The organism is Ruminococcus sp. B05 (assembly GCF_003628495.1).
Lineage (GTDB): Bacteria > Bacillota > Clostridia > Lachnospirales > Lachnospiraceae > Schaedlerella > Schaedlerella hominis.
The window spans coordinates 15,092-40,099 of sequence record NZ_RBZR01000001.1 but is presented as its reverse complement, the minus strand read 5'-3'; the positions used below and the strand labels follow the sequence as shown (position 1 = coordinate 40,099).

Below are 25,008 nucleotides of genomic sequence, written 5' to 3'. Positions count from 1 at the left end.
TATCACACCATCCTCTCGGACCGGAGCAGCTTATCTCCGGAAGTTTCATTATCAGAAAGCAGTATCTTCGCACAAAGTCCCCGTTAATAAACGACTTCCCTCACGACCTTCCCTGCAATGATTAATTTCGAGAATATCTTTATCTAAGATACTCTCCCATTCATATTCCGTTGCCTCAAAATCATTATAAATAAGCTGGATTCCCGGAAAAACCTGATAAACGGTCATAAGTCCTAATCCATCGGCACAATCCATCTTATAAATAGTACAGTAACCATCGTTATCTTTTGGAATAACCTCCGATAAACCTTTCATATTTGCCATAGTTTCTATATTGTTCATATCGTTCCTCACTATCGTCTGGTGACTATTTATCTGTTCTACCAATAACTTTCTGGCTTTTTTTATTATATACTTTTTCTTCATTCCATTCTGCTCCAATCAGTAGGCTTTTCGCTCCATTTAGAATTATATTCTAAATTCCCCTGATGTGCAAATATGGGAAAGGAGCCAACGACTCTATAGCCATCGGCTCCCATCAAGGTTACTTATTGCAATACTTTTCTCCAATACATCCCGAACAACTGCCGCCACAACAAGAACCATTCTTACGATCCCGTCGAACTTTTCGGACAGCCCATACTGCATAAACAGTAATTCCAAAAATGATGATTCCAGTAATAACCATCTTAGTCTCCTTTCCTACTAGATGCCCATAATTCATTTGCAACAGGATGCCAGTGCTTTGCATATAATTCGCATTTATCACACAAATGATCTACCGTCTCCGGTGATTGCAAATCCGTAGACTTTGCTCCGGTACGTTTTACCATTTCCCGTAAAATATTGGGATTTTCCAACATAGGGCATGGACGAAGCATATTCTTATTAAATGGTTGCCCATCGTGGTACGCCATAAAAATCGGACTTTTCAGTGCATCCAGTAATCCACACTCATGGATGTTCACATTGGAATAATGAATAAACACACATGGCTCCACATCCCCGGCAGCATTAATATGTAAATAGCTTCTGCCTCCGGCAATACAGCCTCCTACATACTCTGCATCGTTCTGAAAATCCATACTGAAAATAGGCTTTGTATTCCGAAATGCTCTTACCCGTTCATAGACTGTCCTTCTTTGATCCGGGTTAGGGAGAAGCTCTGGAACAGCATCATTACCGACTGGCATATAATGAAAGAACCAGACAAACATTGCTCCCATTTCAATCATCATATCAAAAAATGCTTCACTACTAATATCCGCATAATTGGCACTGGTATAGCAGGTAGAAATACCAAAAGGCAATTTGTATCTCCTTAATAAATCCATCGCCTGCATTACTTTCTCAAAAACCCCTTTGCCCCTGCGTCCATCATTTGCTTTTTCAAATCCCTCCAAACTAATCGCCGGGACGAAATTTTTTACACGAAGCATTTCCATACAAAACTCTTCGTCAATCAGCGTTCCATTTGTAAAAGAAAGGAACTCACAATCCGGATGCCTTTCACACAGAGTAATTAAATCTCTTTTTCGTACCATCGGTTCCCCACCTGTATATATATACATATAGGTTCCTAGTTTTTTCCCCTGGGTGACAATATCATCAATCGTTTCTAAACTCAAGTTTAGCTTATGTCCATATTCAGCAGCCCAACACCCTGTACAGTGCAAATTACACGCCGACGTTGGATCTAATAATATAGCCCACGGAACATTACAATTTTCTTTCTCACGAACTTCATTTTGAATTGCGGAGCCTTTCAAGGCAGAATTAACAATGAAATTCTGAAAAAATGTTTTTCTCACACCTGCATCCAACTGGTATGCTTTCATAATCAACTGATACCAGTTTCCTTTTTCTTCGATTGCCTTACGAAATGCTGCCCTTTGTCCCTCATACCAACCATCCGGTAATACTTGATCCATGAGCCGCATTGCTTTCGGAATATTTTCCTCCGGATTCTTTTCCAGATATTCTAATGCAGTATGTACCGCTGCTGAAAAAGCTGTATTTTTTACTGAATCTATAATGTTCATTTTCATTTGTCTGCTGATTATTTATTTGCCATCAGCTTTTTCCTTTCATTTTTCTAATTAAACTTTTCCCTGCAATTACCGCTATAACAAAAAGTCCTGCAAAACAAACCCATTTTTTATACTTCATATCACTTACCTCACACTAAAATCCCAACTTGATAAACTGCAAATGTCACTATCCATGCCACCACCAACTGAAACATTGCGGACAGTAACATCCAACGTGTGCTTCCTGATTCCTTGCGTATCGTTGCAAGAGCCGCCATACATGGAATATATAGTAGGCAAAAAATCATCAGACAGAACGCATTGAGTTGTCCAAACCCTGCACTTCCCAATATGCCTTCCAGTGTATCCATACCAGCTCCGGAATTGATGTTTGAAACTCCAAACAAGACTGCACAACTGGAAACCACAACCTCTTTTGCAGAAATGCCTGCGATCAGAGCTACCGCAATCTGCCAAAATCCCAATCCTATTGGTGCAAAAAACGGTACTAGCCCATGTCCCAAAATAGCGCCGAAACTATCCGACATATCCGTTGTATATCCATGTGGTCCGAAATTCAAGATTATCCACATCAGGATAGATGCTATAAAAATAGTAGTTCCTGCTTTCGTAAGATAATCTTTTACCTTCTCCCATACATAAATTGCTACTGTTCTGGAACTGGGGATTTTATACTCCGGTAATTCAATCAACAAATAATTTTCTGATTTCTTTTTATCAATCAGATGTATTATGGCGGCCACCAAAATCGCAACCACTAACCCGATCAAATACATGGAATATGCAACCAGCATAGCACGTTCTTTGAAAAACATTTCTGCAAACAGTATGTAGATAGGCAGGCGGGCGCTACAGCTCATAAACGGCGTAATCAACATTACTTTAAAACGATCACGCCTGCTTTCCAGTGCCCTTGATGCCATAATTGCCGGGACTGTACAACCAAAGCCTAAAATCATAGGAATAAAGGCTCTCCCAGACAGTCCAAGTTTACTCATAATTCCTTCCATAACATAAGCTACTCGCGCCATATATCCGCTGTCCTCTAAAAAAGCCAACGCAAGAAATAAAATGAAAATGTTCGGAAGAAATGTCAATATACCGCCCACTCCTGCAAGAATACCGTCTACAATCAGCGAACGAATTACTTCATTTACCTGTGCTGCAACCAGACCTTTCTCTATCCATAGAGACAGATTTTCAATTCCTATCTCTAAATACCCTTTCAGCCAGTCCCCAACAGTAAATGTCAGAAGAAACACTACCGCCATAATGCCTAGAAAGATTGGAACTCCCCATACACGATGAGTCAGCACCTTATCCGCTTTTTCAGTCAAAGCATCCTGGCGATCTTTATTTACCAACACTTCTCTTATAATTTCTTGAATAAAATCATATTTCTCATTGATAATATCCGATTCATAGCTCCGGTCAATTACATCTGGCAAATGAACAGGGTAACTCTTCGTAATCTCCCGATCCATTTCCAGTAACTTAATAGCATACCAACGGTAATTTTTTAGTTTTGGATAGTTTATTTTCAGTGCATCCATAATAAGATCAATCTTATCCTCAATCTTATCGCTGTAAACCATTGCATATTCTGCATGATGGTTATGCCGATGCTTTGACTGATCTTTATGATGGTGAACCAAACATTGCGGATCGTTGCAATCCTTATGATGTGCTGCTGCATGAAGCAGCACATCCAATCCCGTCCGTTTTCTCGCAGAGACGGGAATCACCGGGATTCCCAACATTTCCGGCAGTCTGTGTGTGTCGATTTCCATCCCACGCTTTTCTACAATGTCCATCATATTCAGTGCCATAACTACTGGTTTTCCAAGTTCCAATAACTGTAATGTCAAATATAGATTACGCTCCAGTGCCGAAGCATCTACCACGTCAATAATCATATCAACTTCATCACTCAATATAAACTGTCTGGATACCTGCTCTTCCATTGTATAAGAAGTCAGACTGTATGTACCCGGAAGATCAACCAGACGAATATTCAGATTATGATCTCTGATTGCTCCTTCCACTTTTTCGACAGTAACCCCCGGCCAATTCGCCACTTTTAAATTTGCGCCTGTATAAGCATTAAAAAGTGTTGTCTTTCCACAGTTTGGGTTCCCGATGAAGCCGATTGTCAAATTCTCTTTCATCGAAATTCATCCCTCCTACATAGCAACCGAAATATGTTCTGTTATATTGCGCCCAAGTGCAAAACGTGTTCCCCGTACTTTTACAATCAAAATCCCCTTGCTTTTACTATTCAAAACTGTGACAGAAGTACCACGAGTCATTCCAAGAGCTTCCAGACGTTTTTCAATTCCTGTAGGAAGCCCAATGTCTTTAACAATATATTGGGTTTCTTTTTTGCCATCTGAAAGATACATTTTAATTCCCCCTCTATTGCTTTATTCCGTTGGTTCCGGGCATCTTCCGAAATTCTGAAAGCATCATCAAAACAGTAATCACTACAAGAATTGCATCTGTCAGGGCAATCGCCAGCCATACACCACGAATACCCATACCGCCCACCATCGGAAGGACAATACACAGAGGGATAAACAAAATAATCTGACGGAACAATACCAACCACGTCGCCTTATTGGCTTTGCCCAAAGACTGGAACAATGTCACAGCAATCAGAAAACTTCCCTGAAAAATATAGGTGCTGAACATAATACGGAAATTCGTTGCCCCCGAAGCAGCTACACCTGGCGTTGTAATAAACATAGACAATACTTTACCCGGAAACAGTTCTGCCGGAATATAAAATACAAGGGATAGTATTGTGGCGGCAGCAATAAATACACGTGTCAGAGTTTTTACCCTGTCATATTCCTTTGCACCATAATTCGTTCCTGCCGCTGGCTGGAATCCCTGACTGATTCCCCATAATGGAACAAAAGAGAAATTCCAGAACCGAAGCGCCGCACCGAGAAGGATCTGTGAATTTTCCCCTCCATAATTAGCGGCTACACGATAAATGACTGTTTGCTGTACTAATGTCAATATCTGCATCAATAACGCAGATACGCCAACAGAAAGAACCTGCGGCAGAAGCTCTCCATCAATCCGAATACGTCCAATCTTTACATTAGGACTTTTCTTTCTGAAATACCATAACGTAATAACCGCCTGAACAAACTGTGAAAACACCGTTGCATATGCTGCCGCCTCGATGCCCAAACCGTAAGGCTTCAAAACTGTAATAAATATTGGATCAAGAATAATATTCAAAATGGCACCGCTGGCAATAATTGTCATTGCCTTTTTTAACTGACCCTCCCCACGAATGACCATATTAGCACTCTGGAAAAAATTCACAAACAAAGAGCCTGCAAATACGATCCGCAGATATTTTTCTGCATAATTTAAAATATTATCGCTTGCTCCAGCAAGAGATAAAAGCTGACGGGTAAACACCATTCCTACAATGGTATAAATTACTGACAATAAAAGTACCATTGCCACCAAATTTCCCATAATCTTTTTGATCGTTCTTTCATCTTTTTTACCAATCGCTCGTGAAAGTACCGAAGCGGAACCAACGCCCAGCATTGCGGCAGAACCTGCATTTATCAAAGTAAATGGATATGATACCGATACAGCTCCCATCTGAGCCGCACCTACCATCTGCCCGACAAAAATGGAATCCATCATGTTATATAACCCAACCACCACCATACCGAGAACTGCCGGAATACTAAGTTCAATCATCAGTGAAATTGGATTCTTTGTTAATAATTTTGTTCTTGTATCAAGTGACTGTTTCATCACTGTTACCTCCTTGTTTATTAGCCATGTCTAACCACCTAAAGTATATAAAATTCGGTTTGTTTTGTACGCTCCCAAAAGAAGAAATCACAATCCAATCGGAAGAATGAAGGGCAGAAAAGCCTTTTTCTCTCTGCCCTCCGGCATCATTGTGCCATCTTCTCCAACACTTTTAATGCTTCCTCCAATTTCGGATTTTCAACATCTGTCTGCAAAGCCTCCCGGACACAGTTTCGGATATGTGCCTGTAATATTTGTTGGTTAGCGCTTTTTAACAGGGCTTGTGTTGCCTGAAGCTGATTGGATATGTCCACACAGTACCGATCTTCCTCAATCATCTGCAGAATACCGTCAATCTGCCCTCTGGCAATTTTCAATTTATGAATAACTTCTCCCTTTTTTGCTTTCATTGGAATTTCCTCTTATTGAATACTGATAAGCTGATAACCAGCATCCTCTACAGCCTCTTTCAACATGGCATCCGATACGTCTCCGTTAAGTTGAATACGTGCAGATTTCTCTGCAAGGCTGACTGTGACCTCACTGATTCCCGCAAGCTCTCTTAATGCTTTCTCCACGTGTTTTACACAATTCATACAAACCATACCTTCAATATTTAATACTTTTTCCATTTGACTCGCTCCTTTGTTTTCTTTTTTATCATTTTCCTGTCTAAATTCCATATCTGTATTTTCATGGGACGTATGCTTTGCCTTAAACCACCTAAGCCGCAGTGCATTCGACACTACAAATACGGAACTGAAACTCATGGCAAATGCTCCAATCATTGGATTCAATTTCAATCCAAATGGCAGATAAAACAATCCTGCTGCCACCGGAATACCAATGATATTATAAATAAACGCCCAAAATAGATTTTGCTTGATATTGCGTATTACCGCCTTGCTAAGTTGGATCGCCGTAGATACATCGAGCAAATCACTTTTCATTAAAACAATATCTGCCGATTCTATTGCAATATCTGTTCCTGCTCCAATGGCAATCCCCACATCTGCCCTTGCAAGCGCTGGGGCGTCATTAATTCCATCGCCAACCATCGTCACTTTTTTTCCACTGTCTTGCAAACGGCGGATTTCTTTCTCTTTGTCCTGCGGAAAGACTTCCGCTACAACACGATTTACACCAACCTGACGTTGAATTGCTTCCGCTGTTTTCCTATTGTCCCCGGTCAGCATTACCACTTCAATTCCCATACCCGACAATTCCTGGACTGCCTGACGGCTGGTAGGTTTTACAACATCTGCCACAGCAATCACACCCATCAGTTCCTTACCACGTGCAAAAAATAATGGTGTTTTTCCCTCTTCCGCCATAGCATCCCCAAGCGATTGCAAGACTCCTCCAGAAATACCATTTGCCTCAAGCAATCTGCGATTTCCAGCAAAGCAAATCTCGTTTTCTATTTCTCCTATAATTCCCTGTCCGGGAACCTGTCTAAAATTTTCAACAGGAAGGAAAGAAATTCTCTCGTTTTCAGCTTCTTTCACAATCGACTCTGCCAGCGGATGTTCTGACAATTTTTCTAAGGATGCCGCAATCTGCAATAGTTCATTTTGTCCGATTCCATCTCTACATAGGAGATTCGTAACACTCGGCGTTCCCTCTGTAATCGTTCCGGTTTTATCTAAAACTACTGTATTGATGTTATGAGCTGTTTCCAAAGCCTCCGCTGATTTTATCAGGATACCATTTGCTGCCCCTTTTCCAGTTCCCACCATAATTGCCGTAGGTGTGGCAAGCCCTAACGCACATGGACAGGAAATAACCAAAATTGAGATTCCAATAGAAAGAGCAAATTCAAATCCATATCCCAACAACAGCCATATGATAGCCGAAACCAGGGCGATACTGATAACCACTGGTACAAATACCCCGCTTACTCTATCTGCCAATTTTGCGATTGGAGCCTTTGAACTTGTAGCTTCGTCCACCAGATGGACAATCTGCGAAAGCGTTGTATCATCCCCAACCTTTGTAGCCTGCATTTTAAAATATCCGGACTTATTCAAGGTTGCACCGATAACTTTATCCCCTATATGCTTTTCCACCGGAATACTTTCACCTGTTAAGGCAGATTCATCTACAGAAGAAGCCCCTTCTACCACTACGCCATCCACTGGCACTGCTTCTCCAGCTTTCACAATCAGTGTTTCGCCAGCTTGTACTTCCTCTACCGGAATCGTAATCTCCTGTCCATTGCGTTCAACAACTGCCGTTTTAGGGGCTAAATTCATCAGCTTTGTAATTGCGTCTGATGTTTTTCCCTTTGCACGTGCCTCCAGCGTCTTTCCTAATGTGATTAGTGTCAAAATCATGCCTGCTGATTCAAAATACAAATCCATCATAAAGCTGTGGACAGTTTCCATATCTCCATGTCCAAATCCAATCCCTATTTTGTAAATAGCATAAATCCCATAAATAATTGCCGCACTGGAGCCAATAGCAATCAGAGAATCCATGTTTGGAGAACCATGAAGCAATGTCTTAAATCCCATCTTGTAATACTTAAAATTCACAAATACTACAGGAATTAAAAGCAGGAATTGCGTAAAAGCAAAGCTCATTGCATTTTCCATTCCAAGAAGAAATGCAGGCAGTGGCCACCCCATCATATGCCCCATTGATATATAAAACAAAGGTATCGTAAAAACAGCAGATAAAAGCAGGCGTTGTTTCATTTGTTTATGGTCTTTCTGCGCCGTACTAATTTCTGGTTTTCCAGCCGCAACAGCAGGTTTACTACCACTCTGTGCAAGTGTTTTTGGAATTGCGCCATATCCTGCTTTTTCTACCGCCTGAATAATTCCCGATGTATCTAAAATAGATTCATCATAAGATGCAACCATACTGTTTTTTAATAAATTAACAGATACTTCTTTTATTCCGGGAAGTTTACTCACGCTCTTTTCAATTCTTGCAGAGCAGGCAGAGCAAGTCATTCCTGTAACATCAAATTGCTCTTTTTTCAATTTCATCCCTTCTTTCTCTTTAAAATTGGGTACCCGTCCCCCGTAGGGAACGCAGTCATTATAAACACTGGATTTACGTTTTGTACGCTCCATAGGGAAGTATTTTTTATCCAAAAAGGAATATATTTTTTCTCTAAATCCAATCAGTAGGTTTTGCGATCCAAAAGGTAATATCTGTTTCCAATCCGTTGACTTTTTCCTTTATCGTGCATATACTTGCGGCATGAACGATTAAACATTCTTTTAATTGTTCAGTCATGTCAAACCAACTAAAATTACTAAGAAAGGGGAATAATCCTTATGAAAAAAACAATCAAGTTACTCGATCTTGACTGCGGACACTGTGCCGCAAAGATCGAAACTGCTGTAAAGAAGATTGATGGCGTCACAAATGTATCCGTAAACTTTATGAACCAGAAAATGATACTCGAAGCGCCGGATGACAAATTTGATGCTATCCTGACCGAAGCAAAGGCACTGATCAAAAAAATCGAGCCGGATGTAACTGTAAAGGTATAAACGAAGCTGGACACCGGCTGCCGTATCCCGGTAGCTGGTGTTTTTACATCAGAAAGGAGACTATAGATTATGACACGAAAGCAAAAACATTTGCTTGCACGAATTGTCATAGCGGCAATTCTATTTTTTGCAGGAAGCCTGTTTTACCTTCCTGAATATATGGAGGCAGGCATCTTCCTTATCTGCTACATTGTTGTTGGATGGGATATTGTATGGAAAGCAATCACGAACATTCTTCATGGACAGGTATTCGATGAAAATTTTTTAATGACGATTGCCACTATCGGCGCATTGGTTCTGGGAGAACATTCAGAAGGCGTAGCTGTAATGTTGTTTTATCAAGTTGGTGAATGGTTCCAGTCTTATGCCGTTTCCAAATCTCGAAAATCCATTGCAAGTTTAATGGATATTCGTCCGGACTATGCGAATGTACAGCGTAATGGGGAATTGATACAGGTCGATCCTGATGAAGTCCAAATTGGAGACACAATCATAGTAAAACCGGGAGAACGGATTCCACTGGACGGAACTATTCTGAAAGGTTCCTCTGCATTAGATACCTCTGCGCTTACCGGAGAATCCATGCCTCGTGAGGTAGAGCCGGGAATGGAAGTCATAAGTGGCTGCATTAACCAGACCGGGATTTTAACAATTTGCACAACTAAGGAATTTGGAGAATCCACCGTAGCAAAAATTCTTGATCTAGTAGAAAATGCAAGTGATAAAAAAGGACGGACAGAGAATTTTATTACCCGCTTTGCCCGCTACTACACCCCTGCTGTAGTATTTGCGGCATTAGCTCTGGCAATCCTTCCCCCATTTATTACTGGACAGGCATTCAGCATATGGATTTACCGGGCATTAACTTTTCTGGTTATCTCCTGTCCTTGTGCGCTTGTTATCTCCATACCGCTTAGTTTCTTTGGTGGTATTGGGGGAGCATCTAAAATCGGTGTTTTGGTAAAAGGCAGCAATTATCTGGAATCATTAGCTCATGCTGAATATGTGGTTTTTGATAAAACAGGGACTTTGACAAAAGGCTCTTTTGCTGTCAGTGAGATTCATCCAAACGGCATAAAAGACATACAGCTTTTGGAACTTGCCGCATACGCAGAAGATTATTCTAATCATCCGATTTCGCTTTCCATAAAAAAGACATACGGAAAAGAGATCGACCATAATCGCATCGGGGATATTCAAGAAGTTGCAGGACACGGTGTGCGTACTGTCATTGACAATAATACAGTTCTGGCTGGCAATGCTAAACTAATGAAACGAGAAAACATTCGTTATATCCCTTGCACTTCCATTGGTACGGTTGTTTACATTGCCTGTAACGGCAAATATGCCGGATGTATTGTCATTGAGGATGAAATCAAAACAGATGCTCCAGCGGCAATCAAGGATTTGAAATCTTCCGGTGTACGCAAAACTATTATGCTTACCGGAGACGCAGATGCCGTAGGTCAGAAAGTTTCTGCCCGTCTCGGTCTGGATCAGGCATATACGGAACTTCTTCCTGCGGATAAAGTTGAACGGGTAGAGGAACTGTTGAAACAAAAAAGCGAAAAAGGAAAACTGGTATTTGTCGGAGACGGAATCAACGATGCTCCTGTGCTGGCACGGGCAGATGTAGGAATTGCAATGGGCGGTTTGGGTTCTGATGCGGCGATTGAAGCGGCTGATATTGTTTTAATGACAGACGAGCCCTCCAAAATTGCCTCTGTAATACGAATTGCTAGAAAGACCATCCGCATCGCAAACCAAAATATCGTATTTGCTTTAGGTGTAAAATTCCTGGTACTGATTTTAGGGGCTTTGGGATATGCAAATATGTGGGCGGCTGTGTTCGCTGATGTTGGTGTTTCTGTTATTGCTATTTTAAACGCAATTCGTGCCATGAAAGTAAAACGGTTAGACGCATCCACGCTGTCTTAACTGGTTTAGAAATGCGCCGCATTTTGAAGTAAAAGCGGCGCATTTCCTCAAACTTCCGTTGGATAAGGAATTAGATTATTGATTTGTCGGACAGGATATTTCAAATAACGCATCAACAGAACGATGTAATAATTTTGCCTGCGGGGTATCTGAAAGGGTGTAATATACCTCTTTTCCTTCTCTGCGGCTAATAATAATTCCACTTTTCTTTAAAATACGCAGATGATGGGACACAGCCGGAGCGCTCATGTCAACAGCCGCCGCTATGTTGCATACACATTCCTCGCAATGGCACAAGAGCCACAAAATCCTTAAACGTGTTGAATCACCAAGCTGCTGAAACAAAAAAGATATATCCTGAAAGCCCTCTGCCGAAGGCATATTATCTAAAACTCGTTCGATATTCTGCCCATGATTATGAGGCAGATTATAATGCGGCATATCAATCAACTCCTTCCTTAAACTATGATACTCACCTAAATTTTATCTGTCAAACAGCTTTTCACAGATTGGAGATATATTATGAGCCAACCACAAAATATTACTTTTGACGTTCCAAACGCCTTTGAATTGGAGAAACTGAGTGAACTACATAAGGCTATGGGCGATTTCACACGTATGAAAATCCTCTGGCAATTAATGCAGGGCGAACAATGTGTCAATGACCTTGCAAAAACACTATCCCTTACTAATTCTGCCATATCTCATCAACTCCATGCACTCCGGATTACAAAATTAGTCCGTTCCCGCAAAGCAAGAAAACGGGTATTTTATTCCCTGCAGGATGAACATATCCAATGGATACTGGAAGAAACCTATGCTCATATTTCAGAACGATAAAACGCAGCCCCGTAAACTATAATGGGGCTGCGCCAAATATTTTTTTACAGGTTTTCATATGAAACCAGTTCACTCATCGCAATACGCTGTGCTTCAAAACGGTTCCTGTCGGCAGGCTCTTCATCCGAATAGCCGATAACCAGAATATTGATTGGTTCCAGATTATCAGGAAGCGTAAATTCCTTCCGAAGTACGTCCGGCTTGAAGTAGCAAACCCAAACTGTGCCAAGTCCCAGTTCTGTCGCTTGCAACATCATATGGTCTGTCAGGATCGAAGCATCAATGTCACCAGTCTGCTTTCCATCAAACGGACGTACCCATGCTTTGTCATGGTCAGCGCAGACAATAATCGCCAAAGATGCTCCATAAATATTTGCGGCCTTACCAATTTTAGCAAGACCTTCCTCGCTTTGGACAACGATCAAATGAACGGGCTGGAGATTCGCGGCTGTCGGAGCCACATGAGCAGCCTCCAGAATTTTTTCCAGTTTTTCAGGCTCTACTTTTTTGTTGTTGTAATCACGCACAGAGCTGCGGCTCTTTGCAATATTGATAAAATCCATAGTATTTCAATCCTTTCTGTTGTAATATAAATGTGTCAACCAACTATAAACTTATTGTAACACCAAAAAGAAAAACCACAAGAATGCACTTTTTTGATAGGCACTATCAAAAAAGATAGCGCCCTTGTCAAAGGAGAACTCATAATGAAAGATAAACAAATACATTTTAATTGTCCGGTAGAAGCCTCCCTGTCACTGATCGGCGGTAAATACAAGCCTCTCATTCTCTGGCATCTGATTGATCAACCTTTGCATTACATGGAACTGCAACGCTTAATACCAAACGCCACCCCCAAAATGCTTTCCAGCCAGCTCCATGATTTGGAGGATTGCGGAATGATTCATCGAGAGGTTATTCCCGAAAAACCGCCAAAGACAATTTATTCTCTTACACCCTTTGGTAAAAGCGTTATCCCCATTCTGGATGCTCTATGCCAATGGGGAAAAAACTATCTTGACGGACTGGATGTAAAAAGTCCATGCTGTTCAAATTAGTATAAAGTTTTTTACTTGCAAAAACGAGTATAGATAAATATATTTGCTATACCCGTTTTTGTTATTTCTAATTCTAAATTTGTGACTGCCGTATATAATTGCAAAGTACCGTAAAGTCTACTTCTGGATTTTTATTTAAGATTTTCTGTAAAGCTCCTTCTGCTTTTTTATGTAATTCTTGATTGTTCAAATCATCCAACATGAAAAAAATGTTAAACCGCCTGCCGATCACAAACAGGAGTTTTTCATTTGCTGGTAAATTCAAAAAGCGATTAATATCTGACAGCATTTTCTCCTTGTCCGTCCGTAAATTTCCTCTTACTTCCAAAAGCAGATTTATAATATGTTCATTTACATAGTAGCTGTCCATTTCTTTTAATTGCTGCAGGAACCTCTTTTGCTCTATCATAATCTCTTCTTCGGATTGTAATGTGAAAGAGCCTCCTCTTACAAATTCTCCCATTTTAGATTCTGGCTTAATTCCCGTCGCATGAACACGAATAAAATCTGGCCGAATAACATTCAATGCTTCTGCCGTTCTGGTTGCATTTTCTTCTGACAGTTCCTTTCCCCCAATCCCCAACAGAATAAATTCCGACAGTATCATATCTGCCTCTTTCGCCATACACCCACTTTTCACAGCCGTATCCGCATTAAACCCTTTGTTAATAAATTTCAAAATTTGGTCTGAACCAGTCTCTATTCCAGAATAAATATGATTCAGTCCGGCTTCTCGCAGTATCCTTAATTCTGACGGACTTTTCCGAGTAATACTGTCAGCACGAGCATAAGAAGTAATATATTGTATATCTGGAAAATATTGATGGATTGTTTCCAAAATGCGAAGCAGATAATCTGTCTTTAGCACCAGCGCATCTCCATCCTGCAAAAAGCAGGATATAATCTTTTTCCCTTTATAAAACTGTGCCTGTTTTTCAATATCCTCTATAATTTCTTCTATTGGTCGCATAGAGAAACGCATAGACTTATATAGTCCACAAAAATAACATTTATTCCAGTGACATCCTCTTGTAACTCGCACCAACAAACTATTACTTTCTGAAGGTGGACGGATTGGCCCGATTTCTATATTTTTCATTCGCTTCACCCTTTCTGAATATTTAAATCAAAAGTAACACTTCCTAAAATCTTCATCAAGAATGTACTTTTTTGAAAGGGACTATCTTTTGGGAAAGTACGTCATACAATTACATATCTCATATAAATCTTTTCCTTTTCGCTATTACCATTCCCTTTAAATAATCGGCTTTTATTATGAAGGGCTTTTCTACTTTTTCAGAGCAAGTTTCGCCTGAGTAACTCAAAACTCACTTCGTGGCTTTCGACTTTCCGGCAATCTTGATGGGGATTCTGCTCCCCATACCCTCAGATAATACAGTTTTCACTAATATGCATACTTGGCTCCTGTAAAAAAACAGTCGCATCGTGATCATATCTATCACGAAAAATCCATAAATTTTTTTATTGTGTTACCGCCTGATATTTTCAAATCGGCTTTATATATAGAAATATCTTTATTTTGAAAGGAACTATAAAATGGCACGACCAAAAAAAGATAAAAACTTACGGCATACTCGTCATATCATGCTCCGTCTCACCAATACTGAATATGAAATAATTGCAGAAAACGCAAAAGCTGCAAGCCTCCCGTTAGCAGAGTATGTCCGTAAACAAATAACAAATAAAAAAGTAATTGTGAAATATGAAATTGTGGCAGATTTACCGGAGTTAAAAAAATTAATTGCTGAATTTGGAAAGATTGGTAGCAATCTGAACCAGATAGCTCGTTACTTTAATACTGGTGGACTTCATTCCCAGGAAATGCGCAACGAAATCAAAAAGAGCATTACTGAAATTTATAAATTAAAATACGAAGTAATAAAACTGGCTGGAGATTTTATCACTGTCAATGCAAATAATAGAAATAGCGCAGGAGAAAACTAATATGGCAATCCTGAAGCATATTGCAAGCAAAAATGCCGATTATGGAGAAACTGAACGCTATCTGATTTTCCAACATGATGAATATACACAAAAACCAATTCTTGATGAAAATGGGAATATGCTTCTTCGTGAAGAATATTATCTGGATGGTATAAATTGTGATCCGTTTACATTTGATGCAGAATGTCGGGAAACTAACGCTTTCTTTCATAAAAATCAATCTTTTAATGAGATTAAGTCGCATCACTACATCATCAGCTTTGATCCTAAAGATCAGGAAGAACATGGTCTGACCGGAGAACAGGCACAGAAACTTGGCGTAGAATATGCCAGAGAGAATTTTCCCGGACACCAGGCTCTTGTCTGCACCCACACTGATGGTCATAATGGCAGTGGAAATATTCATGTGCATATTGTAATCAACAGTGTGCGAAAATATAATACAGAACCACAGCCCTATATGGAATTTGACCGGGATTCAAAAGCCGGATATAAACATCATCTTTCTGACAGATACAGAATCTACTTAAAGCAAAAAGTTATGGATATGTGCCGTTCCAATGGACTAAACCAGGTAGATCTTCTGAACCCCGCAGAAAAGAAAATATCTGAAAAAGAATACTGGGCAAAACGCAGAGGTCAAAAAAGTCTCGATGAACACAATGCAGAACTGAAAAAGAAAGGACTTACTCCAAGACAGACAACATTTCAAACGGAGAAGCAATACCTTCGTGATGCGATTGATGCAGTTGCTTCACAGGCAACATCACAAGAAGAATTTTCCAGATTGCTGTCTGATAGATATAATATCACATTTAAAGTCAGTCGTGGCAGATACAGCTACCTGCATCCTAATCGTCAAAAATACATCACTGGAAGAAATCTCGGAACGCTTTATGAAGAAAATCATCTTATGCAGGTATTCCAGGAGAACTCCAACAGGCAACACGCTGAAAAGTCACATTCTACTGACAGACCAGTTACAGATTTTTCAGAACAGTCAAAATCGTCAGCTTCTGTCCAAACTGACGAAACTACACACTCTTTCCTTTTTATAAAATCTGATTTACGACTTGTAACAGATTTGCAGCACTGTATCAAGACACAGCAAAGTCAGGCATACGCACAAAAGGTAAAGCTGTCTAATCTTAAGATGATGGCTCAGACAGTTGCCTATGTACAGGAACATGGTTTCCAGAGCAAGGAAGATTTAGATACTGCCCTTTCCAATGCCTCTGCCCAAAGCACTGATGCCAGAAATACTCTGAAATCCACAGAAGACGCTTTAAAAAATATAAATGAACAGATTCATTACACCGGACAGTACCTTGCCAACAAATCCCTCCATTCCGATTACCGAAAAAGTCGAAATAAAGAAAAATTTTATGACGATCACCGGGCAGAACTCACTCTTTATGAGTCTGCTCTCCGAATACTCAGAGAAAAATCACAGGGTCAAAAACTTCCTACCCTGAAAATGTTGCGTGAAGAAAAAAATCGTTTAACAAAATTGCAGACCGTACAGCGGGATGAATTTAACACCCGGCGTGAATATGAACGGGAACTTCGTACAGTATGCTCTAATGTAAATATTATTCTTAGGCACCCGCATATCCAAGAAACTCTGCACGAAACCTCACAAGGACATTCCTACTTCCGCTAAAAATCTCAATGAGAAAATTTCCAAATTATTTTTCATTTTCTCCGTTGACTAAATTCATTTTATCGCATATACTATAAATAGGAAAACAGGCGACATCCTGTTGGTGTGGCTGACACCTAAAATCCGAAACGAAAGCCGAACGTGGATCGGAGAGTTGGCAGGCAACAGAAAAACCTGAAAGCAAAGCCAGACATATGAGCTGGAGTGTTGGCGGACAACAGAAAAATCAGTCTATAAGGGAGATGCACAATGCTACGGCATTGTAATCTCCCTTTAAATATTTTTACAGATTTCAGAGGTCATAACATGGCAAAATATACCAAACAACAAGCTATTTCCATCATCACAGATTGTGCCGTTAAATATAAAGAGAATCTTGACGGATATCAGCTTTTATTCATTTTAAAAGATAAACATAAACATATTTCTTCTTTGGAAGTAAGTTTTAATCCGTATAATTTTCTTCACCTGACAGGCATAAAATTAGCAGATAAAACTACTGCTACTGATTTTTATGAGCGTTGTTTGAATCATAAGTTAAGTCCCGATGATTTTTCATTTGCCCCTGATGGAACTACACAATTAAAACTAGAAATTCTGCCACAACTTATGGTCAAAAATATTTCTGCAAAAATGGTTGGAGATTTCAATGGCTGCAACCCGAAATTATACACTGAAAAACTAGCTGGTGGCGTAAAAGCCTGTCTTGGCTTTGTAAAAACTCCGTATTCTGAATATGTACCAAATACGGTGTTAAATATAGATATTCGGACTGCTACCAGACTTCCATTACAGGTCATTGCTACATATCGCCGGAAAAGATCTGACTCCGTATATAACGAATTAGTTTACAAAGCGAAAAAAATAGACTGGGACAATATCACTTTTCCAAAAGATTATGATTACCTATCCAAACCAAACATGTAAAATTAGCAGTTCAATAAATAGAGGGAACACAAATTCTTCTTATGTGTTCCCTTTATTTATTGAACAAATACTTTTTATCTGTTTTTGCGTTATGAATTTCTCCTTTTTTCTTTTCGTACTTTATATTTTACTCCATATTTCTGAAAATATAGTTCACGTAATTCTCTATTTTTCATAACATCTTTAGCTACAATCCATGTCAATTCTGCTTGTATTTGTTTATCATTTTTATCAATTTGAGGAAAACATTTTTTTATAGTTTCCACATCTCCAGCCCATATAGCTTCGTTTATTTTTTCAAATAATCTATCTTCTTCGCTTTCTTCCATATCTTCAAATGCTTCTGGATGTTCTGCATAATACTCAGCTTCTGCTTCTGCCCTCTCAGCCCATTGTTCTACATATTCGTCTGAAAAAAGATATACTTCATTATAATATATATCGTCTAAATGAGTCTTGATCCACTTGTTTTCTGCTTCTATTTGTACTTCAATAAACCTAAACATTCTTGCTAATCTATTCATAAACAACAACATACAATGATTTAAATGGACGCTAGTATAATACTTGTCTTTATCCAACATATTATTATCACTCAACATATGGATACATTTCTTACATTCATTTATCAGTGTAAAATGTTTTAAGTTATCATATTCTTCTTGGGTAATAATATTGTCCAACAACAGGCTTTCAAACGGTAGACCTTCATACTGACTAATTATCTCTTTAAAATACACCAAAGAGATAGTTGAAAATTCTTCTAATTTTCTCTTTTCTTTTTCCTCAGTAATACTCTCTATATCAATCTCCTGCATTTTCTTAAAAAAATCTGAAATTTCTTTTGTTTCTTTCATAGGAATAAAAAATAATGTCTTCTTTTCTTCTCTTACTCGATATTCATCAATGTTTAATATAATATGAATATATAGCTTTCTTACTGAATCACACAATGGACTAAATATCATCTTTTTATATTTTTGTAATTTTTTTCGCTCGATTTGGGCATTTATAATTTCCAGATATAACGTAACTAATGCTGATGTAATAATTCCTGTTCCAATTCCAACAGCAATATTTCTTCTGTCCGAATCATTAATCCAACATGATGTGTATACTACTACTGCTCCACCAAATATAATTGCAATAATCGCAACATAGTTCCAATTTCTTTTTTCAAAAAAAGCCTTTATTTTCGTCATTACTGAAATTAAATTTCTTTTTATTTTCCATTTTTTTATCCACACTATATTCAGTTTCTCCATACTTCTATTAATTATGTCTTGCTTTATTATAATATCATATATCCCTATCTATTTAAAGTTTATGGTGTATATTAAATTATTACCTTACATAGAAAAAGCCAGCCACAATTATGTGACCAGCCTCTCTTCTACTTGCTCTATTTTTTGGTACGTTCTCCCTCAGATTCCATTACCTGTTGCATAGCTTTCTGTCCAGTGCGTCTTGCAACTTCTTCCTTTTTCTCATTCAGTTTTGCAAGGACAGATTCTTTTTGACGGTTCTTTTTATCTTTTGGTGCAGCATTATTCTTAAGTCCGTCAATCATATTATAATTTGCTTCCTCTGTGATTTCCGCACTTCGCAGGTATTCTCCATTCTCCATATACTTCTGCCAGTTATCCAGTTTCGGTTTATAGCCTTCTGTCTGCTCCTGCACTGGCGGATGAAGCGAATCAAGAATCTTCTGTTTTACTACATCATCAAATCCATTGTAAGTACCGTCTACAAGCACATTCCCGTTCTGATCTAAGACTACATACGCAACATCTTTCCCATATTGTTCATGCTCCATAAGAAAATAATTTTTCCCCTCTACCAACAGATAATCTATTACTTCCCATGTTCCGTCTTTTCCCTCTATTTCATATCCAACTGTATCTTTGGTAAGTCCACCGCTTTCTGAAGATGTGACTTTCATAAAATCAGGAATCTCTATAAAAGTGTCTTTGTTTACATAGTAAGTGGTCATGACACCCTCATCATTCAGGATCAGCACATCACTGGTACTGACTGCATGACCTTTATAATTGTGCGGCTGTTTCTTCTCCAGCTCCTTTTTTATCTGCTCTGGTGTTTCTCCCGGCTTCATTGTTCCCAGATACACCTGTTCATAATTTGCCACCTGCACAGGAATCTGATCCTGTGCAAGTTCTTCATAGGTACGGAAAAGAAGATTTCTCAATTCCGGTTTCTTTTTTAACTGGTAAACTGCAAACTGACTTCTACTCATTCTCCATCCACCTCCAGATCTGCTTTATAAATTTCTACCGTTTTCTGCAATTCTTCATATCCCTCATCGCTAAGATAATAGAGTTTCTGAATCGTCGTGAAAATCAGCAGCTTCATATCTTCGTCCAGATATGAAAAAATCTCATCCATTGCTTCCATTGTCTGTACCCGGTTTCCTGCATCAAAAATTGCCACTGCTATATATTCATCTTCCTCAAACCTTACCATCATAATGTTACATCTCCCTTCTTATTTGCCTTGGATTTTTCTTTCGACATATTCTGCTCCTGCTCTTTTATTTTCGCCTGACGCTCTCTGAGTGCCTGAAGAACAGATTCTTTTCTACTCTTTGGCTGCGGAAGATTTTCTTTTGGTACAGACTTATCTTCAACTGTTTTTTCCTCTATTTTCGTAATCTCCTGCTTTGAGTCAAAATATTTTTCTACATCATCCATTGCTTTCTGCACTAATGGACTTTCCTTATAATGCTGAATCATCTCCACACCTTCCCGGTCAACTTTTCCCAGTCGCATAAGATCATACGGTCCGTCATAATCGCTTCCATCATGCAGTTCAAATCCAACACCTTTTATTCCATTTATGCGTTCTGCAGGAATTGATTCATAAATGCGTAAGGCTTCTTCCAGGGTAAGGTTCTCATGATACTCACCCATAACAGGAAATTCCATACACTCCGCAACATAAAAAGTGATCGTGTCTTCCGGCTGTTTCTGCTCTGGCTGTCTGGTAAAAACAGAAAGTGTTTCTGCATTTTTCAGACGTGAAAGTAATGACTGGGCAGTGACTACATCGCTGTCTATATCCGATTCTTCTGCCACCTCAGTCAGCCAGTCTTTTAAACCTGCTGTCTCCTTGTTCAAAATATCCTCTGTGAGTTTCTCAACCTGTTCTTCCCTATTTTCAACGGTATCTTTATATTCATAAGTATCATATTCATAACTAAAATTATCCAAGTCCACTGCGAGTTTCCTGATTTCCTGCTGATCAAGATAGGCTTCCGATTCCTTTATATACTCTGCCAAAGTAATTCTTTCTTCTAAGATTGGGGTAATATCTACTTTAATGCCTGCTATTGCCATACCATACGAATTCAATTCGTTAAAAAAACTATCCTCTCGAATATTTCCTCGATAAGAAAGCACCACATCAAGATCAGAATCTGCACGATACAGGTCATCTCTACTTCTGGAACCATGTACTCTCGCCCCAATCAATGTAACTTCATTTTCCAGTCCCATTTCTTCCAGAACAGCTCTTGCATGAAATAAAACTTCATATTCAATTTCTGCCCTGCCCATTCCATTCAATGCTGTTTCACATCTGCCAAGTTCCGAAGTGAATCGAATATCTCCACTAGCCAGCACTTCTTTAGAATGACTGATTACCTTATCCCGAAACTCCCTGTCATCAACTTTTACACATTCAACATCTTCCAATCCTTCATTTTTCAAGCTGGCATACATTGCTTTCTGAATAGAATCTTCTGGATTTCCACAAGCATCTCCTGAAATTTCATGAAGTTCCTGATCATAAACCAGGTATTTATAGCCATCCTCCGTCGGTTGCACTGTTAAATACATACCAGATTTTTTAAATTGTACGGTTATTCCCTCATAATTTTTTAATGCCGCTTCCCTGTCATAACCATCAAAAAAAGCCTTTGGACAATTACGTTCAAACTGTATCTTCTCCATTCTCTCTTCTTCTGCATATTCAATTTCGGCATACAGTTCTTCATAATCCATCACATTTGCATCTTCTAGGGGCAATCCTTCTTCCTCTAAAATGTTCTCCATTACTTCTGAAATAGAAATATCCGGATTATCGTAGACACCGCCATCCAGTTCCAGATAATCCTTATCATAGAATGTATAATCATAACCATCTTCTACTGTCTGGATTGTAAAATACTGCTCTCCAATCTGGTATGCTATCTCTGTATCATGTCCTGCCAGACTGTTTACTATCTCTTTAAAAGTATTGTATATCTGCGGATTCAGCCATCCTTCCACTTCCTGGCAATCATAAATCAATGTATCTATTCCATTCTTACACTGGATAAAATCAAGACTACCTCGCAATGGTGCTGTATTTTCAATTCCAAGAGCTTTCATTTTATGATTAGGCAGAGAGTAATATGCTCCGAGGGCAGCTCCAAGATCCTTATATCGCTCAATCTTCATTCCACCTTTTGCTGCCAGATCTTCGATCACATAATATTGGTCAATATAATGATTTTCTGGCATTTTCAGGTTAATGCCATTATTTTCTCTAACTTTATGTATCTCAAAAAAACTGAATTTCTGTTCTTCACCCCGCAGATTCTGTCCGGTCAGTGTCGGCTCCCATGTATCTGTACTGATTGGCTGCTGTTCCATGATTTTCATAACTGTTCCGTCTGCTAAGATGACTGTTGCCTGGTCTGGAATATCCATCAGGTCATATACCGTTGCACCATTTTCTTCCAGATATTCTGAAATAGTTTCCCTGGCTCCTTCATCAAATCCATGCCAGATGTCCTCTGCCACCAGTGTCCCATTTTCCGATACAATAATATCTGCCACGTCCTGACCGTATTCCTCGCTCCGCATCTGGAAGAATCGCTCCCCATGATACGTTTTCATACCCATCGCATACCAGGTGCCTGTATGCCCGTCTGCTTCATACCCTCTTGTAGTTTCAGTGATATGCTGATTTTTCACACCAAGCACCTCTTCCAGTTTTCGGGTACGGATTTCTTTTCTTGCCATATCAATGAATCCATTCAGGACTGCAGGATGACTGCCCACAATATAGTCCCTGTTCAGATCCATTCCCCGACTGATATTTTCCGGAATATCAATGCCATCTGCCCATCGTTTATTGCCATCAGAAAATCTTCCATCATGGGAAAGCTGTTTCAATGTATTTGCCAGAACAAAAGCAACCCGTTCTTCCCCGTATTTCTCGACCACGCTTACTGCAGCATCAGGATTTAAACGCATACCATCGAATCCCTCTGTGATTGCCTGTTCGATTGCATTTTTACAGTCAATATTCAGTTTTCTGGAATCCAGGTAAGCATCTACATTTCTCTCCTGCATAGCCTTTTCCAAAGTTCCCATATAAACTTCCGGATACGCTTTTACAGGATTGGCATTTAACATCTCGACTCTCTGTGCCACAAAGTCCGGCAGTTCTGTAAACCCAAAGGAATCCACATAGTATGCGGTTAACCTGCCGCCCCGGTTCATAATAATCACATCACTGACTGACATGGAATGCCCGGTAAAATCGTTTGGTCGTTCTATATTAAAACGCTCAAAGAGATTGTCCAGTGTCGTAGCATCTCTCAGTCTTTCACTGTAAACCATCTGATAGTCTTTGCCATCTACGGTAAATCCCATTTCTTTTGCTGCTTCCAGACTTAAAAATTGATACCCTCTTTCTTCCTGCCCGCTGTTGATCTGGTAAATTCCATAGCGGTTTCCATCACTTTCCAGAAGAAGCGTTTCTTTGATTTTTGCCTTTTCTTCCGGTGTCATAACTGTTTCCAGACTTCTCCGGTAATTTTCCCATTCAAATTTCGTCACTCCGAATAACCCATCATGCTTTAAAATATCCAATTCCAGATTCATAACCCTCTGCGACTGCTCCTGACCGCCACTTGCTCCGATCAGCCCATAAACCGTTACTCCCTCATGATGCAGTTCCACTGCCCGTTCCCTGGTAAGTGGAAGCATACTTTCTGAATAAAATCCGGCTTCATGCAATTCTGATAAACCGATCATAGAATCCGGCAGACTGTCAATCTGTTCCTCCACTTCTCCAATCAGTTTTAGTACCGCTTCCCTGTTTCCATCCAGAATAGATTCTGCAAGATTCTCTGCCAGTTTTTCCATTGCATCCCTGTCATCCAGTTTATAAGCAAAATTTACGATAAGATTTCTCTGGTCATTGCTGAAAATTGTCCGTTCCTGTTCCAGACGGTTGATGGTCTGCTCCGCATACTGCATGGCACTCAGTTCTTCTGTCCGCTCCACAGCAGTTACTTCCTGCTCTGGTCTTTCGATCTGAAGTTCCTTGAGTTTTTCCTCAATCTGTCCGATCATATCAGCAGAAGTCTTACGGATGGTGTCCATAGAAGCACGAAGCTCTTTCATATTTTTACCGGAAGACCAGCTCGCAATATAGGAAAAGGAATATTCTGATGTATCCAGTCCAAAATGGTTACATACCACATAGGCAACACTTTCTGCTTCCACTTCCCTTGTAAGCTGGTCTTTTACGATGTTCTCTGCTTCCATCTGGTCACGATCATGCAATACTGCATGTACGGTTTCATGCACTGCTGTTTTCATAGTCTGTGCTTCACTCATGCCGGGTTGAACAGCGATATATTTATCAACAAGCTGATAAAAGCCTTTCGCCTCCCCATCAATCTCAATAAAGCGGATAGGAACCGGGGCAACCATTTTTAATGCTTCCATAAAATCATGGTAGATCAGAACATCACCATCCAGTTCTGATACCTCAAACTCTGGAATCGGTTCCCCTGTGGTCTGGCTGACATCAAATACTGTCGTAACCCGGAATCTTGTAATGACACGCTCTACCACTTCTGTTTCCGGCTGTCCATCTTCCCCGATCACAATCTCGCCTGTGTCTGGATCAGTCTTTTCAATCTCCTGTTTCTCTTTATACGGAGCCGGGGCAATGATCTGGATGCCTTTTTCCCCTCTTTTTACCTGCCGGTTGAATTTCTTCTGCCATGCCTGATACCCCGCTACCAGTGTTGCTTCCGGTTTCTGCATAGCGATCAACAATGTATTATTAAAACTGTAATTATGGAACTTTGCCATTGTATTCAGATATTCGGTATACTTTTCTGATGTGAATATTTCTGCAACTCCCTGTTCCAACTGCTCTGTAATCTGCTTTAACTGCTCTTCTCTGTTTGCCATAATCAAATCCTCCATAGAAAAATCCCGTCAAAGCTCTGGTCACTCTGACGG

At 39.7% G+C, this 25,008-nt stretch carries 22 protein-coding genes; 7 read left to right on the top strand and 15 right to left on the bottom strand.

All coding sequences use genetic code 11. The features are described from left to right. Window positions 1–51: 51 nt before the first annotated feature. The 8 genes from D8Q48_RS00145 to D8Q48_RS00110 all read right to left on the bottom strand — a co-directional run bounded on the left by D8Q48_RS00145 (window position 52) and on the right by D8Q48_RS00110 (window position 8,836). A complete protein-coding gene (locus D8Q48_RS00145; protein WP_330514099.1) occupies window positions 52–426 on the bottom strand; it encodes a hypothetical protein in 375 nt (124 codons plus the stop codon). A gap of 118 nt (window positions 427–544) precedes the next feature. Continuing rightward, window positions 545–688: a FeoB-associated Cys-rich membrane protein gene (locus D8Q48_RS00140; RefSeq protein WP_005338378.1), complete on the bottom strand. Its 144-nt coding sequence runs from the start codon at window positions 686–688 to the stop codon at window positions 545–547. A gap of 1 nt (window position 689) precedes the next feature. Continuing rightward, window positions 690–2,042 (bottom strand): radical SAM protein, encoded by a 1,353-nt coding sequence (locus D8Q48_RS00135; RefSeq protein ID WP_117440242.1) that lies wholly within the window; start codon window positions 2,040–2,042, stop codon window positions 690–692. 137 nt (window positions 2,043–2,179) lie between these two features. Further along, window positions 2,180–4,219: a ferrous iron transport protein B gene (gene feoB, locus D8Q48_RS00130; protein ID WP_005338387.1), complete on the bottom strand. Its 2,040-nt coding sequence runs from the start codon at window positions 4,217–4,219 to the stop codon at window positions 2,180–2,182. A gap of 15 nt (window positions 4,220–4,234) precedes the next feature. After that, on the bottom strand, window positions 4,235–4,453 hold the full coding sequence (locus D8Q48_RS00125; protein WP_055056395.1) for a FeoA family protein: 219 nt from the start codon (window positions 4,451–4,453) through the stop codon (window positions 4,235–4,237). Window positions 4,454–4,466: 13 nt separating this feature from the next. Further along, window positions 4,467–5,840 carry an MATE family efflux transporter gene (locus tag D8Q48_RS00120; RefSeq protein ID WP_121054945.1) on the bottom strand — a complete coding sequence of 458 codons (1,374 nt, stop codon included), beginning with the start codon at window positions 5,838–5,840 and terminating at the stop codon, window positions 4,467–4,469. Between the two features lie 146 nt (window positions 5,841–5,986). After that, window positions 5,987–6,250: a metal-sensing transcriptional repressor gene (locus D8Q48_RS00115; RefSeq protein ID WP_005338394.1), complete on the bottom strand. Its 264-nt coding sequence runs from the start codon at window positions 6,248–6,250 to the stop codon at window positions 5,987–5,989. A 12-nt stretch (window positions 6,251–6,262) separates the two neighbouring features. Next, window positions 6,263–8,836: a heavy metal translocating P-type ATPase gene (locus tag D8Q48_RS00110; protein ID WP_226843642.1), complete on the bottom strand. Its 2,574-nt coding sequence runs from the start codon at window positions 8,834–8,836 to the stop codon at window positions 6,263–6,265. 294 nt (window positions 8,837–9,130) lie between these two features. Here D8Q48_RS00110 and D8Q48_RS00105 point away from each other — a divergent pair, with 294 nt between their 5' ends. Both D8Q48_RS00105 and D8Q48_RS00100 read left to right on the top strand, forming a co-directional pair. Beyond that, window positions 9,131–9,349, top strand: coding sequence for a cation transporter (locus D8Q48_RS00105; protein WP_005338397.1), 219 nt, complete (start codon window positions 9,131–9,133; stop codon window positions 9,347–9,349). A 69-nt stretch (window positions 9,350–9,418) separates the two neighbouring features. Beyond that, window positions 9,419–11,287: a heavy metal translocating P-type ATPase gene (locus tag D8Q48_RS00100; RefSeq protein WP_121054943.1), complete on the top strand. Its 1,869-nt coding sequence runs from the start codon at window positions 9,419–9,421 to the stop codon at window positions 11,285–11,287. Between the two features lie 75 nt (window positions 11,288–11,362). Here D8Q48_RS00100 and D8Q48_RS00095 read toward each other — a convergent pair whose 3' ends face one another. Beyond that, window positions 11,363–11,728 (bottom strand): metalloregulator ArsR/SmtB family transcription factor, encoded by a 366-nt coding sequence (locus D8Q48_RS00095; protein ID WP_005338402.1) that lies wholly within the window; start codon window positions 11,726–11,728, stop codon window positions 11,363–11,365. A gap of 81 nt (window positions 11,729–11,809) precedes the next feature. On the opposite strand from D8Q48_RS00095, the gene D8Q48_RS00090 reads away from it, so the two are divergent. After that, window positions 11,810–12,127, top strand: coding sequence for a metalloregulator ArsR/SmtB family transcription factor (locus D8Q48_RS00090; RefSeq protein ID WP_005338410.1), 318 nt, complete (start codon window positions 11,810–11,812; stop codon window positions 12,125–12,127). 44 nt (window positions 12,128–12,171) lie between these two features. Here D8Q48_RS00090 and D8Q48_RS00085 read toward each other — a convergent pair whose 3' ends face one another. Further along, window positions 12,172–12,690: a nitroreductase family protein gene (locus D8Q48_RS00085; RefSeq protein WP_005338412.1), complete on the bottom strand. Its 519-nt coding sequence runs from the start codon at window positions 12,688–12,690 to the stop codon at window positions 12,172–12,174. A gap of 144 nt (window positions 12,691–12,834) precedes the next feature. On the opposite strand from D8Q48_RS00085, the gene D8Q48_RS00080 reads away from it, so the two are divergent. Then, on the top strand, window positions 12,835–13,185 hold the full coding sequence (locus D8Q48_RS00080; RefSeq protein WP_005338419.1) for a helix-turn-helix domain-containing protein: 351 nt from the start codon (window positions 12,835–12,837) through the stop codon (window positions 13,183–13,185). A gap of 73 nt (window positions 13,186–13,258) precedes the next feature. On the opposite strand, the gene D8Q48_RS00075 is transcribed toward D8Q48_RS00080, so the two are convergent. Further along, window positions 13,259–14,284: a radical SAM protein gene (locus D8Q48_RS00075; protein ID WP_121054941.1), complete on the bottom strand. Its 1,026-nt coding sequence runs from the start codon at window positions 14,282–14,284 to the stop codon at window positions 13,259–13,261. A gap of 458 nt (window positions 14,285–14,742) precedes the next feature. On the opposite strand from D8Q48_RS00075, the gene mobC reads away from it, so the two are divergent. The 3 genes from mobC (at window position 14,743) to D8Q48_RS00060 (ending at window position 17,740) form a co-directional block, all read left to right on the top strand. Further along, window positions 14,743–15,150 carry a plasmid mobilization relaxosome protein MobC gene (gene mobC, locus D8Q48_RS00070; RefSeq protein WP_121054939.1) on the top strand — a complete coding sequence of 136 codons (408 nt, stop codon included), beginning with the start codon at window positions 14,743–14,745 and terminating at the stop codon, window positions 15,148–15,150. A gap of 1 nt (window position 15,151) precedes the next feature. Beyond that, window positions 15,152–16,813, top strand: coding sequence for a relaxase/mobilization nuclease domain-containing protein (locus tag D8Q48_RS00065; protein WP_121054937.1), 1,662 nt, complete (start codon window positions 15,152–15,154; stop codon window positions 16,811–16,813). Window positions 16,814–17,119: 306 nt separating this feature from the next. Then, window positions 17,120–17,740, top strand: coding sequence for a PBECR4 domain-containing protein (locus D8Q48_RS00060; protein ID WP_062807209.1), 621 nt, complete (start codon window positions 17,120–17,122; stop codon window positions 17,738–17,740). Window positions 17,741–17,829: 89 nt separating this feature from the next. Here the strand turns inward: D8Q48_RS00060 and D8Q48_RS00055 are convergent, their stop codons facing one another. The 4 genes from D8Q48_RS00055 to D8Q48_RS00040 all read right to left on the bottom strand — a co-directional run bounded on the left by D8Q48_RS00055 (window position 17,830) and on the right by D8Q48_RS00040 (window position 24,957). Continuing rightward, window positions 17,830–18,987 (bottom strand): hypothetical protein, encoded by a 1,158-nt coding sequence (locus D8Q48_RS00055; protein WP_121054935.1) that lies wholly within the window; start codon window positions 18,985–18,987, stop codon window positions 17,830–17,832. Window positions 18,988–19,142: 155 nt separating this feature from the next. Further along, window positions 19,143–19,994 carry a YodL domain-containing protein gene (locus tag D8Q48_RS00050; RefSeq protein WP_121054933.1) on the bottom strand — a complete coding sequence of 284 codons (852 nt, stop codon included), beginning with the start codon at window positions 19,992–19,994 and terminating at the stop codon, window positions 19,143–19,145. Beyond that, window positions 19,991–20,224 (bottom strand): transposon-transfer assisting family protein, encoded by a 234-nt coding sequence (locus tag D8Q48_RS00045; RefSeq protein WP_062807169.1) that lies wholly within the window; start codon window positions 20,222–20,224, stop codon window positions 19,991–19,993. The genes D8Q48_RS00050 and D8Q48_RS00045 overlap by 4 nt, the downstream gene beginning before the upstream one ends. Next, entirely contained in the window at window positions 20,221–24,957 is a 4,737-nt protein-coding gene (locus D8Q48_RS00040) for a DUF3849 domain-containing protein (RefSeq protein WP_121054931.1), read from the bottom strand. Before D8Q48_RS00040 ends, D8Q48_RS00045 begins: the two co-directional genes overlap by 4 nt. Window positions 24,958–25,008 lie beyond the last annotated feature (51 nt).